Origin of the sequence: Streptomyces sp. NBC_00691 (assembly GCF_036226665.1) — a bacterium.
In the GTDB taxonomy this organism is placed as follows: Bacteria; Actinomycetota; Actinomycetes; order Streptomycetales; family Streptomycetaceae; genus Streptomyces.
The window spans coordinates 6,284,580-6,296,720 of the sequence record NZ_CP109007.1; the positions used below are offsets into that span (position 1 = coordinate 6,284,580).

At 73.4% G+C, this 12,141-nt stretch carries 10 protein-coding genes; 1 reads left to right on the forward strand and 9 read right to left on the reverse strand.

Translation table 11 applies throughout. The features are described 5' to 3' along the window. Window positions 1–4: 4 nt before the first annotated feature. From OG392_RS28400 to OG392_RS28430, 7 genes are all read right to left on the reverse strand, one after another. Window positions 5–754, reverse strand: coding sequence for a methyltransferase (locus OG392_RS28400; protein WP_329283999.1), 750 nt, complete (start codon window positions 752–754; stop codon window positions 5–7). A gap of 85 nt (window positions 755–839) precedes the next feature. After that, window positions 840–2,114: a Cmx/CmrA family chloramphenicol efflux MFS transporter gene (locus OG392_RS28405; protein WP_329284000.1), complete on the reverse strand. Its 1,275-nt coding sequence runs from the start codon at window positions 2,112–2,114 to the stop codon at window positions 840–842. A gap of 337 nt (window positions 2,115–2,451) precedes the next feature. Further along, window positions 2,452–2,964, reverse strand: a complete 513-nt coding sequence (locus OG392_RS28410) for a group II truncated hemoglobin (RefSeq protein ID WP_329284001.1) — start codon at window positions 2,962–2,964, stop codon at window positions 2,452–2,454. A 74-nt stretch (window positions 2,965–3,038) separates the two neighbouring features. Beyond that, on the reverse strand, window positions 3,039–4,025 hold the full coding sequence (locus OG392_RS28415) for an AfsR/SARP family transcriptional regulator (protein ID WP_329284002.1): 987 nt from the start codon (window positions 4,023–4,025) through the stop codon (window positions 3,039–3,041). A 354-nt stretch (window positions 4,026–4,379) separates the two neighbouring features. Continuing rightward, entirely contained in the window at window positions 4,380–5,456 is a 1,077-nt protein-coding gene (locus OG392_RS28420; RefSeq protein ID WP_329284003.1) for a class I SAM-dependent methyltransferase, read from the reverse strand. After that, window positions 5,453–6,310: a thioesterase II family protein gene (locus tag OG392_RS28425; protein ID WP_329284004.1), complete on the reverse strand. Its 858-nt coding sequence runs from the start codon at window positions 6,308–6,310 to the stop codon at window positions 5,453–5,455. The genes OG392_RS28420 and OG392_RS28425 overlap by 4 nt, the downstream gene beginning before the upstream one ends. Then, complete coding sequence (locus OG392_RS28430; RefSeq protein WP_329284005.1) at window positions 6,307–6,915, reverse strand: hypothetical protein; 609 nt, start codon at window positions 6,913–6,915, stop codon at window positions 6,307–6,309. The genes OG392_RS28425 and OG392_RS28430 overlap by 4 nt, the downstream gene beginning before the upstream one ends. 468 nt (window positions 6,916–7,383) lie before the next feature. Between OG392_RS28430 and OG392_RS28435 the strand changes: the two genes are divergently transcribed. Continuing rightward, window positions 7,384–10,407, forward strand: coding sequence for a BREX system ATP-binding domain-containing protein (locus OG392_RS28435; RefSeq protein ID WP_329284006.1), 3,024 nt, complete (start codon window positions 7,384–7,386; stop codon window positions 10,405–10,407). On the opposite strand, the gene OG392_RS28440 is transcribed toward OG392_RS28435, so the two are convergent. Further along, the gene (locus tag OG392_RS28440) at window positions 10,404–11,090 is read right to left on the reverse strand and encodes a response regulator transcription factor (RefSeq protein ID WP_329284007.1); all 687 of its coding nucleotides are present in this window, start codon (window positions 11,088–11,090) and stop codon (window positions 10,404–10,406) included. The genes OG392_RS28435 and OG392_RS28440 overlap by 4 nt on opposite strands. Further along, window positions 11,087–12,037, reverse strand: coding sequence for a HAMP domain-containing sensor histidine kinase (locus OG392_RS28445; protein ID WP_329284008.1), 951 nt, complete (start codon window positions 12,035–12,037; stop codon window positions 11,087–11,089). The genes OG392_RS28440 and OG392_RS28445 overlap by 4 nt, the downstream gene beginning before the upstream one ends. Window positions 12,038–12,141 lie beyond the last annotated feature (104 nt).

Here is a 12,141-nt window from a genome sequence, read left to right on the forward strand (position 1 = left end):
AGGGTCAGCGGAGCCGGAACTCGTAGAGCGTGAAGTCCATGTGGACGATGCCGCGTTCGTCGGTGTGCGCCTTGACCACGGGGGAGTCGCCGAACTCGGCGGCGGGCAGCTCGACGGACTCGGTACGGAGCCGCTTGCCCTCGAATCCGGCCTCGTCGGCGGCGCGCAGCATCTTGAACGGGTTGCCCATGGCCTCGCTGGTGCCCAGGTAGACGCGGCCGTCGGCGGCCAGATGGCGCACCACGTCGCGGAAGAACCGGTTCACCAGGCCGTACCCGGGGTCGAAGACCGCGCGCTCGATGTGCCCGGCGTACGGGCGGTCGGCGGGCGCCTCGATGAACGGGGTGTTCCAGAACACCGTGTCGAGCTGCTCGTCGGGGTCGAGGGCGTCGAAGAGATCGCTGGTCAGCGCGGTGAAGCGGTCGGACACCCCGTGCCGCTCCGCGTTGCGCCGGGCGTTCAGCACGGCGGCCGGGTTGATGTCGGTGGCGAGCACCCGCTCCGCCCCGTGCTGCGCGGCGAGGACGGCGGCGATGCCGGCGCCGCAGCCCAGCTCCAGGAAGCGGTCGCCCCGCTCGTACGGCACCCAGGAGGCGAACAGGCCGGGGCCGGGATCCGTGTAGGGCGGGAACACCTCGGGCAGCAGGTCCCATTCCCTGCCGAGCAGCGAGAACGTCGACTGCGTGGGTCGGTCGGGGCTCTGGATCTGTGACACGACCCAGGTGCCGAGTTCGTAGCCCAGCTCGTTGTCCATGAGGTCCTCCCTGTGGGGGAGCCGGCGGAGAGTTCCGGGGGGACGGAGCTCTCCGCGGCTACCGGTGATGTGTCATGACGGTGGATCAGTTGTCCGCGACCGCCGGGGCGCCGCCGGTGACGGTCGGGCTCGTCGCGTTCGCGGGCGCGGCGTCGCGGGCGGCCCGGTTGCGGGCCATCGTGCGCTCGACCAGGACGACCGGGATGGTGAGGACGGCCAGTCCCGCACCCAGCCACGGGATCGAGGTGAGACCGGCACCGGCGCCGAGCGCCACGCCCGCGAGGACGGGCACCACGCTGATGCCGAGCTGGAACATGGAGACGGCGGTGGCACCGGCGAGCGTCGGCGCGCCCGACGCCACGGTGAACACCCGTCCGTAGACCGCCGGGTTGAGGACGAAGCCGGCGACGCCCAGGAGCAGCACCAGGGGGACGACCGCCACCGCGTAGTCGGCGAGGAGCGCGAGCAGGACGGAGCAGACCAGGATTCCGCCGGCCCCGATGAGCAGGGCGTGGTGCGGGCGCCCGTCGGCGATCCGGCCGCCGATGGAGAGGCCGATGAAGGCCCCGACGCCGAAGAGGACGAGGATGGCCGGCACCCACACGGAGTCGACGCCGGTGACGTCGGTGAGGAAGGCCGCGAGGTAGTTGTACGAGATCATGTACGCGGCGGTGCTGAGCAGCGTCGCGGCGTACACCACCCACAGCTGCGGCTGGCGCATCGTCCGCAGCTCGCGCTTCACGCTCGGCTCCTGCGCCGCCTTGGTGGCGGGCACGGCGACGATCGTGGCGACCGCGCTCAGCACGGTGAGCGCGACGACCGCCCAGAAGCCGCCCTGCCAGCCCGTGAAGTGGCTGAGGAAGGCGCCGGCCGGGCCGCCCGCGACCATCGCGATGCTGAGGCCGCTGACCACCACGCCGGAGGCGCGGGCGGTGCGGTCGGGGGTGACGAGGGAGATCGCCGTGACCGCCGCGACAGCCCAGAACCCTGCGTACGCCAGGCCGATCAGGAATCGGGTGACGAGCAGGACGGTGAAGTCGTCGGTCAGCAGACCGACGGCCACTCCGGCGGCGAACACGGCCTGCGAGATCACCAGGGTCGTACGGCGCGGCCAGCGCAGCGTCAGCACCGCGAGCGGCGGGCCGCCGATCACCACGCCGATGGCGAAGGCCGAGATGAGAGCGCCGGCGGAGGACAGCGAGATGTCGAGGTCGTCGGCGATGTCCGGGAGGACACCGGCGAGCAGGAACTCGGCGCTGCCCATCGCGAACAGGCTGAACGCGAGCAGATAGACGGCGAGCGGCAGCCTGCCGTTGGCCTTCGGGGCGGCGGCTTCCTGGGGTTCGGTCTGGACGCTCATCGGTGGCCACCTCCCGGCTGCGTGACGGCGAGGAACGGGTTCGGGGTGACGGGCGGGACGGCGGTGGGGCACGGGGTGGCGGCGGGGCGCGGGGGGACGCGTCGCACAGCCCCGGGGGTGGCCAAACGCATGAGCGGACTCCTCGTCGTGACGGTTCGGGCATACGGATCAGGGCGGGTGCGCGCCGGTCTGCCGGCCTCGGCGGTCCGCCGGATCGTGGTGATCACCAGTGCCGCCCATGCTGGAACCGGGGTCCGCGGACGGACAACATTTGTTGCCGATACCGGGACGCGGAGGGGGTGCGGGGGAGCGCCGGTTCCGGAGGGCGGACCATGGATCACTCCTCACCGGGCACGCCCTCGCCCCAGCCCCACTTCTTGATGGTGGTACGACGGGCGGGGCCGACGTCCGGCTGGGAGTTGGCCATCGCGCGGCGCGAGCCGAACTCGATGTAGCCGACGAAGGCGGAGCGGAACTCGGCGTCCTCGGGCAGTCCGACCTCGTCCATCGCCGTCAGCATCAGCTCCACCCAACGGGCCCGCTGCTCGGGCTTGATGGCCCGGTTCCGGTGGCGGGAGACCATGTGGGGGTAGCCGCCGTGCTGCTCCGTGTAGTGCGTGGGGCCGCCGAGCACCTCGCCGAGGAAGGTCGCGACGTGCTGCGGGTGGTCGTCGTCCATGTGGGCGAAGAGCGGGGCGAGGAGCTCGTCCTTGCGGACGCGGGCGTAGAACGCCTCGGTGAGCCGTTCCAGCGCCTCGGTGCCGCCGATCCATTCGTAGAGGGTGGGTACCTGGGTCTCGTGCGGGGCCTCGTCCTGCTCCGGGGCCTGGTCCTGGGCCTGGTCCGTCACTGTGTCGCCTCTCTGGGGGTCTCGCGCGGTGGGGGCCGGGGCCTGTGGGGCCCGGGGTGCGGTAGGGGCGGCGGTCAGGCCGCGTAGAGGTCGAAGGTCGGGGTGGGCCGGCCGCCGTGGGCCGGGGTGTCCAGGCGCGGATCGACCGAGAGCATCGCCTGGTGCAGCCGCTGGAGCTGCGGGGCGGGCTCCAGACCCAGCTCCTCGACGAGCCGGCGCCTGAGGCCGCGGTACAGCTGGAGGGCCTCGGACTGCCGTCCGGCGCGGTAGAACGCCACCATCGCCTGGGCGTGCAGTCGTTCGTTGGCGGGGTGGAGGCGGGTCAGTTCGACGAGTTCGGCGAGGAGTTCGCCGTGCAGGCCGAGGCGGAGTTCCGCGTCCAGCCGGCGTTCGGTGGCGAGCAGCCGGCTCTCCTCCAGGCGCGCCGCGTGGATCCGGAGCGCCGCCCCGGCCCGCACGTCCACCAGGGCCGGTCCCTTCCACAGGGCGAGGGCCTCGCGGAGCAGCCGGGCGGCGCGGGCGCTGTCGCCGTCGGCGAAGGCGGTGTGTCCGGCCTGCGCGGCGCGCTGGAAGGCGAAGGCGTCGACGTTCTCCTCGGAGATCCGGAGGAGGTAGCCGTCGTGACCGGTGGCCAGCAGATCCCGGGCCCGGGCGGGACCGGTGGCACGGGCGGTGGTCCGGCGGGTCTCGGTCGACGTCCCCTGTGTCTCGGTCGTCCGGTTCGACGTGCCACGGGCCTCGGTCGTCCGGTTCGACGTCCCACCCGCCTCGGTCGTCCCGGTCGTCGCCCCACCCGCCTCGGTCGTCCCTTCCGACCCGTAGGGTCCGCCGAGTGCGGCGGCCAGCGACCGTCGCAGCCGCAGGATGTAGGTCTGCAGGGTGCTGTGAGCGCTGCACGGCGGCAGCGGACCCCAGAGTTCCTCCTTGAGGGTGGCCACCGGGACGGGCCGGCCGGGATGGAGCGCGAGGAGCGCCAGGATCTGTCGTGTCTTCGCCGCGCTCGGGACGACGGGAACTCCGTCCGTCTCGGCGTGCAGCGGGCCGAGAATCCGTATCTTCACGCGTCCTCCGTCCTTCGCCCGACTACCGTCCGGATCGGTCCCTTTCCGGATCGGCCGTTCTGGGAAGGAACGTAGGAGTGCGGGGGCGAGGGCCTCAATACGGTGGGACCGTAGGGCTGACCGAAGAATCTGCGCAGGGGGTGTCCCTACGGGTGCCGGGTGACATCGCGGAGGGCATGAGAGGTAACGCGTAAGGGGCGCGGATTCCGGGCATGCTGAAGCCCCCGAGGGCGAGGGGGACGCGCTTCGGGGGCATTACGGGAACGGCAGGGGCTGCTAATCTCCTTAGTTAATTCGTTCTTCTTTCCTTTTCGGGTCCGCTTTTCGCCAAGGTGACAAATTCACCGGCCGGAATCAGGCGGGCGTGTGGGGCCGGCACAACCGTGCGGTGTGCACCGTGACGGCGGTCAGATAGAAGGCGTCGGGGCGCCAGAGGACACCGGTGCAGGCGTCTCCGTCGAGGAGCTGCTCCACGGTGAGCCGGTCCACGAGGTCGAGCCGCTCTCCGAGGTCGCCGAGCAGCTCGTGCAGCCGGGTGTGGAGGTGCCGGCGCACCGGCACGTCGAGGGGGGCCGGGAACTCGATGAGGAACGTACGGGTCCCGGCGGGCACGAGCCCGGCCGAGGCCAGCAGACAGGGCCAGTCCTCGACGACGGAGGTGGCGCCGGGGAGCCGGGACCGCCGGGCGGTGACCTGCTCCTCGACGGCGGCGTCCAGGCGGGCCTGGAGGCCGGGCCGGCCGATGCCGATGTCCCGGGGCAGGAAGCGCGGCGGCAGGCCCCGCTCGGCGACGGCGAGCAGCCCGCCGGGCCGCAGAGCGGAGGCCAGGCTCCGCAGGGCTGCCTGCTGGTCGCCGAGGTGGCGGCAGACGTTCCCGGTCCAGATCAGGTCGACGGGGCCCGACCGGGCGAACTCCTCGGGCCGTTCGGCCCGCTGCGTGGTGATCCGGTCGGCCAGCCCGTGCTCGGCGGCCCGGGCCTCGGCCCGGGCGAGCAGGGCGTCCGACCGGTCCACGGCGAGCACGTGGGCCTCCGGGAAGACGTCGGCGAGGGCGTGGGCGGCCACGCCCGGGCCGCTGCCGACGTCGAGGATGCGGCGGACGGCCGCCGTGGCCCGGTCCGCGGGGCCGAACAGTCCGTGCAGCCAGCGGGCCGCCTCGGCCAGGAAGCCCGCGTGCAGTTCGGCCTCCTGCTCGGCCGGGTGCCCGGCGCCGTCCGCCGTCTCGTACGCGGCTCCGGGGCCGCCCTCGGACCCGTCTCCGGTTCCGCGGTCGTCGGCCCGTCCGCCCGCGGGTTTCCTCGCCTGTCCGCCCGCGTGTCCGCCCGCGTGTCCGGCCGCGGGTCCGGCTCCGTGCTCGTCTCGGTGCTCGGCTTCGCCGGCTGCGCCGAGGGCGTCACCGGCGAGGCCTCCGGTGCCCTGTGTGGGTGTCATACGGTCACCTCCGCCGGCCAGGATGGGGACGCCGGGGACACCGGACAACTCTTGTTGCCGGTTCCGGGACCGGCCCCTGGATCGCAGGGAGGCGAACCGGCCGTCGCGGGCGGGCGGGCGCCGCCGACGGCGCGCGGCGCACGGACCCGGGGGCGCATCAGGTCCCGGCTGAAGGTGTCGAGCAGCTCCCACCGCGCGGTCAGCGGGAAGTAGTGGCCGCCGGGGAAGCTGTCCACCCGCAGGGACCGTCGGGTGCACCGGCGCCACCCGGCCAGATCGGCCCCGCTGACACTCCGGTCCTCGCTGCCGCCCATGGCGGTGACCGGGCAGTGCACGACATGGCGGGGATCGCGCCGGTACGACTCGAGGACGGCGAGGTCGGCGCGGAGCGCGGGCAGGACCCGGGATGCCCGCGTCGGGTCGAGGGCGCCCGGGGGGATCCGGCCCCGCCGGGCGAGCCGGCGCAGCAGCTCGGCGTCCGGCAGCTGGGAGACGGCGTGCTCCGGGGCGTGCCGGTACGGGACGCCCGCCCCGGAGACGTACAGCCGCTCGGCCACCGCGTCGAACTCCCACTCCAGACGGGCGGCGATCTCGTACGCGAGGAGGGCGCCGAAGCCGTGCCCGTAGAGCGCGAACGGGCGGTCACGCATGCGGGCCACGTACGGGATGATCTCCGCGAGCAGCGGTTCGAGCCGGCCGCGGGGGCGGCCGCGCGGATGGCGGCCGCGGCCCGGGAGCTCGACGGGGGTGACGACCACCGAGGTCCCGAGGGCCTCGGCCCAGGGCAGGTAGACACCCGCGGAGGCGCCCTCGAAGGGGAGGCAGAACAGCCGCACCGAGGTGTCGCCGGTCATCGGGCCACCGGTCCCGGGGTCCGTACGCCGACCATCCGTACGCCGACCAGGGGCCCGCCCGGCGACGCCGATACGGGTGACACCGTGCCCGCCGGGGCCGGTCCGGGAGACGCCGTGCCCGGTGAGGCCGTGCGCGGCCGGGACGTCGTGGCCGGGCGCCGCGGGGTTCCGCCGCGCAGCAGGACCGCGTACGCGTCCGCGGCCTCCTCCAGGATCCGCAGCCCCGCTCGCCGGTCCATCAGCTCGCGGGCGTACCGCCAGGCGAATGTCCAGTCGCGGTCGGAGCGCCGGATGAGGGTGGCGCACATCAACGGGGCCCGGTCGAGGGGGAGCCCGGCGGCGGACTCCCCGGCCAGGCGTTCGGCGAGCCGGGCGTCCTGCACCTCGGCCCGGGTGGCCCGCCAGTCCACGGTCTGCAGCCGGAAGCGGGCCTCGGGCCGCAGCGTGCGGCGCAGCAGGCCGTCCGGCCCGCGGTGGAGCGCGGTGCGGGGCAGGGGAGTGCCGTCCAGGACGGACTGCCAGGCCTGCTCGTACACGTACGGCACGACTCCGCGCAGGGACATGACGAACTGTTCGGTGCGGAGCTCCTCGCTGATCGCGGACACGCGGGTACCGCTCCCTCCATCAGATTTGGCCAATTGGCCGGTGGTGGACCACCGGACGGGGCAACCGCTTTCGGGGCCGTTCACTGGTCACCGCCGCACATCGGTGCCGACCGTACCCGTGCGGTCCCCATTCACCTCAATACGGGAGCACCGAAGCAATGGCCGAAGGAATACGTTCGGAATCCGTGCGACGAGATCCGCTGTACAAATATCGCGGCCCCCGTGTTAGCGTCGGGATCCTCGGAGGTGTGGGCCGTTCACCGGTGTTCGGGGGATCGGCGTGGAGGAGTTCGACCGGTCTCCACGTCGTCTGAAGAAGGCATTTCCAGCTTGACGGCGACAGTTCGGGCCATGACCTGAAAAGGGCCTTGACGGCGCCGGCTCCACAGCTTTTCCGCATGACCTCCCCCTGCCGAAGTGGCGATCTCGTCCGAGTCATTCCACTGTTCGGCAGGGAGGTGTGGGGCGGTGCCCAAGGAGCTGTTCGGCAGGAGCGAGGAATCGAAGACCATCATCGAGATATTGGACGACGCGAGAGCGGGTGCGGGCGCCGTCGCCCTGGTGGAGGGCATCATCGGCACCGGCAAGACCTCGCTGCTGCGCTGGGCCGAGGAGACGGCCCGCGACCGGGGCATGATCGTCCTCTCCGCCACCGCCTCCCCGGCCGAGCAGCGCTTCCCCCTCGGGGTCGTGCACCAGCTGCTCGGGACGCTGCCGGAGACCGCGCACGACTGGGACCGCACCTTCGCCGCCTACGGCGCCCCGCACGGTGACGGCCGGACCGAGCCCGACTACCCGCTCCTCGCGGAGCTGTGCGCGAGCGTGGGCCGGGCCGCGCGACGCACCCCGATCCTGCTGACCGTCGACAGCGTCCAGCACGTCGACTGCCCGTCGCTGTTGTGGCTGGGCTTCCTGAGCCGCCGTCTGGAGAACCTGCCCGTCGTCCTGCTGGCCACCAAGCGCTGCGGCGAACCCGCCAGCGACCAGCACCTTCTGGTCGAGTTCATGGAGGGCCTGCGCCCCGACCGCCACATCCATCTGAGCGACCTCAGCCCGAGCGCGGCGCTCGATCTGGCCACCTCGCTGTGCGGCCACGGCCACGGTCACGAGGCCGTCGACGCGCTGGTCGCCGGGACCGGCGGGAACCCGTATCTGCTCACCGAGCAGATACGGACGGGCCCGACGGGCCGCTCCGCGCCCCTCGTCGCCGCGGGCACAGGACACATCGGGGGGCTGCCGGGACTGCCCGGCGCCTCCGGTCTGCCGGGTCCGCCCGGTCGTTCCGCGCCACCCGGACACCACCGGTTCCCCACCTCTCCCGGATATCCCCGCCGCCCCGGCGCTTCCCTCGCGGACCCCGGCGCGGCGCGCGCCGGGCTGGCGCCGGGCGACCCGCCCGACGAGCGACTGGGGCTCCAGGCCGTCAAGGAGCGCATCCTGTGCATGCTCCGGAGGATCGACCCGTACGGACTGGAGATCGCCCGCGCCGCCAGCATCCTGTGCGGGCCGGTCGACGCCGCCCTCCTCGCCGACCTCTGCGGCGTTCCCACCGAGGACGCGTGTCGATGTATCAGCAGACTCACGGAATCCGGACTGCTCTGCCCCCATGACATGAAGTTCCGCCACCCCCTCCTCGCGGGGCTGCTCTACCAGGACATCCCGTGCGCCGAGCGCGCCGAACTGCACCGGCTCGCCGCCCGCAGGATGCGCCACCGCGGCGATCCGAGCGAGGACGTCGCCGCCCATCTGCTGCGTTCCCACCGCATGGACGAGCCCTGGATGGCGCAACTCCTCATGGAGGTCGCCCAGGGCGTCGTCGAGCACGACCCTGCGGGCGCCCGCAGGCTGATCGAGAAGGCCGTCCTGCACGGTGTGCCGGAAGGCCACGAGGACCGCGCGGAAGCCCTGCGGATCCAGGCCCTCAGCGGCCTCGACCTGCCCGCCGCGGCACGCGCGCTGACCGCGCACACCTCCACCGTCACCGCACCGGCCGAAAGGTTCCGGCACGCGCTGCGGCTCTCCGACCTCCGGCTGCGCCTGGACGACACCGCGGGCGCGCTGGAGATCCTGGAGGAGGCCCGGCGGGAGACGGCGGGGACCCTCGACCCGGCCGCCGCGGCACACCTGCGCGAGGCCATGGCGCAGATACGGTTCCACGACGGCGGCACCCACGGCGACGCGGGCCACCACTCCCACCACCCCCGCCACGGGGGTCACCCCGGCGAGGAGGACCGCCTGCTGCGGGTCCTGCTCCTGCGGACGGCCACCGGCGACTCGGCGGCCGCGGCGCGGCGGATCGCGGACCGGCTGCTGTCCGTCCCCCGCGCCCCGTACGGCTCCGCCCGCTGGTACCAGGCACTGCTGGCCCAACTGTGGGCGGGCGACGTGGAGGAGGCCCGGCGGCACATCGACACCGAGGTCGGACTCGCCCGCGCCGACGGCAGCACGACCCGGATCGCCGAGGCCCTGGCCGTACGCGGTCTGGTGCACCTGCACCGCGGTCAGCTGGTCCCGGCCGAGGACGACGCCCGTGAGGCGCTCGGCCTGCTCGACCGGATCCGCGCCGGCCGCTTCCACGTGGGCCCGCTCGCCCGCAGCGTGCTCATCGACGTCGCCCTGGAACGGGACGACATCACCGCGGCCGGGGCCCTCCTCGACGAAGCCCCGCCGATGCCCGGCGACCGGCCGGTCACCTGGTGGCGGCTGCACCTCCTGCACAGCGCCGGCCGGGCCCTCGGCCGGCTCGGCGAGGCGCGCCGCGGACTGGTGCTGCTCGCCCACTGCGAGGAGGAGCTGGCCCGGCGCGGGATCGTCAACCCGGCGATCCTGCCCTGGCGTTCCACCCGCGCCGCGCTCCAGCTGGCCCGGCGCAACGTGACGGCCGCCCGCCGCGCCGCCCAGGACGAGACCACGCTGGCCCATCGCTGGGGCGCCCCCTTCGCGCTGGGCCGGGCCCTGGTCGCCGAGGCCGCGGCGAGCTCGGGCCGCGAGGCGCTGCGGCTCGCGGACCGGGCCGTGGAACTGCTCGAACCCACCCCGGCGCCCCTGCTGTTCGCCCACGCCCTGTACGCGGCGGGGCGCGCCCACCGGCAGAGCGGCACGCCCCGCAGGTCCCGCGAACTGCTCCACCGGGCCAACGAGGTCGGCATCTCCCTGGGCGCCGACGGACTGGTGGAGGCGGTGCAGCGGGAGCTGCGGGACGCGGGCGGCCGCCCCGACCCCCGCAAGGACTCGACGGAGTCGCTGCTCACCCCCACGGAACGACAGGTCTCCGAACTGGCCGCGCGCGGTCTGAGCAACCGCGACATCGCGCGGCTGCTCCAGGTGAGCCTGCGGAACGTCGAGTCCCATCTCACCCACTCGTACCGGAAGTTACGCATCAGCGGCCGTCATGAGCTGGCCCGCTTCTTCCCGGCCGAGGAACCCCCGGATCCGGCCCCGGTCCTCCTCTACCAGCACCGGACCGCCCTCACCCCGACCGCCAATCCCTAGGGCTCGATCAGGCCCACCCGGATCGCGTACCGGGTCAGCTCCAGGCGGTCCCGCATGCCGAGCTTCTGGAGGAGGTTGGCACGGTGGCGTTCCACCGTCTTCGGGCTGATGACGAGGAGGTCGCCGATCTCCTTGGAACTGTGGCCCTCCGCGACCAGCTTGAGGATCTCCTCCTCGCGCTCCGTCACGGCCTTGTCCGGCAGGGGCCTGCCCTGCTCGGCGCGGTCGAGGTACGTGCGGATCAGTGCCGTCTCCGCGCCCGGGTAGATGAACGGCTCGTCGCGGACCGCCGCCCGGCAGGCCTCCACCAGGTCGCGGTCCGCCACCGACTTCAGGACGTAGCCGCTCGCACCGGCCTTCAGGGCCTCGAAGAAGTACTGCTCGTTGTCGTACATCGTGAGGATCAGGATCCTCAGCTCCGGCTGGAGGCGGCTGAGTTCACGGGCCGCCTGGAGGCCGGTCATCCGCGGCATCGAGATGTCCAGGACGGCCAGGTCGACGGCCTCGGAGCGGGCCAGGGCCACGGCTTCCGCGCCGTCCGCCGCCTCCCCGACGACCGTCAGGTCCGGCTCCGCGTCCAGGATGAGGCGCACTCCTCCGCGGACCAGCGCGTGGTCGTCCGCGAGGAGGATCCGGGTGGGGGACGGGGTTTCCGGGGCGGTGGGGGGCATGGGGGCAGTCATGGCATCGCCTTACCGCTCGGTGTGCTCAAGTGGACTTCCGTACCGCCGCCTTCGCCTTCGCGGACCGTCAGCTCCGCGCCGATCAGCAGGGCCCGTTCCCGCATCCCGCTGAGACCCGCGCCGTCCGGCGCCCGGCCGATCCCCCGGCCGTCGTCCTTGACCAGGAGGCCGACCCCGCCGTGGGGCCGCCGGCGCAGCCGCAGATCCACCCGGGTCGCGCCCGCGTGGCGGGCCGTGTTGGTGAGGCCCTCCTGCGCCACGCGGTAGAGGACAAGCTCCGTCTCGTGGTCGAGCTTCGGGAGACCGGACTCGATGTGGGCCCGTACCGTCAGGCCCGGCGTCGAGAACTCCGAGGCCAGCGACCGGAGCGCGCTGTGCAGCCCCAGCTCCTCCAGCACCCCGGGGCGGAGCCGGCGCGCGATGCGGCGGATCTCGTCCAGGCTCGTCCGGGTCGTCTCCTGCGCCTGGTGGAGTTCGGTCCGCAGCTCCTCCGGAGCGTGGTTCGCGGCGTGTTTCAACTGGAGCAGCACCGCCGTGAGGGTCTGCCCCACCTCGTCGTGCAGCTCCTGCGCGATCCGCCGCCGCTCCTCCTCCTGCGCGGACAGGACCCGGGCGGTGCTGGCGGCCCGCTCGGCCTCCAGCCGGTCGAGCATCGTGTTGTACGTACGCGTCAGGTCGGCGAGCTCGCCGCGCCCCGTCACCACCGCCCGCCGCCCCGGCCTCAGCAGGTCCGCCGTCCGCATCGCCCGGGTGAGGCGCTGGAGCGGCGCCAGACCGAGCCGCAGCAGGAACGCGTTCGCGAGGAGCAGTACGGCGAGGCCCGCCACGAGCACGACCGCCTCCCCCAGGAGGACGGGCGTGGAGACGGTGACCGGGCCCAGCAGCAGCAGGACGGCGACCACCAGCACCGAGGCGTCGAGAAGGAAGATGCGCCAGTACAGCGACACTTGTGCCACTCTCTCCCTTTGCCCACTCCGGGCCTCTGACCTGCGACGGGATCCATGTCCCCGCCTCATCCTGATCAGTTTCCGGTGGCTTGTCCATCCGTGCC

Excerpts from the sequence above, each read along its gene's own strand:
- OG392_RS28425 (WP_329284004.1), bottom strand. The coding sequence starts at position 6,310 with ATGACCGGCGACACCTCGGTGCGGCTGTTCTGCCTCCCCTTCGAGGGC.
- OG392_RS28440 (WP_329284007.1), bottom strand. The coding sequence starts at position 11,090 with ATGACTGCCCCCATGCCCCCCACCGCCCCGGAAACCCCGTCCCCCACC.
- OG392_RS28400 (WP_329283999.1), bottom strand. The coding sequence starts at position 754 with ATGGACAACGAGCTGGGCTACGAACTCGGCACCTGGGTCGTGTCACAG.
- OG392_RS28420 (WP_329284003.1), bottom strand. The coding sequence starts at position 5,456 with ATGACACCCACACAGGGCACCGGAGGCCTCGCCGGTGACGCCCTCGGC.
- OG392_RS28405 (WP_329284000.1), bottom strand. The coding sequence starts at position 2,114 with ATGAGCGTCCAGACCGAACCCCAGGAAGCCGCCGCCCCGAAGGCCAAC.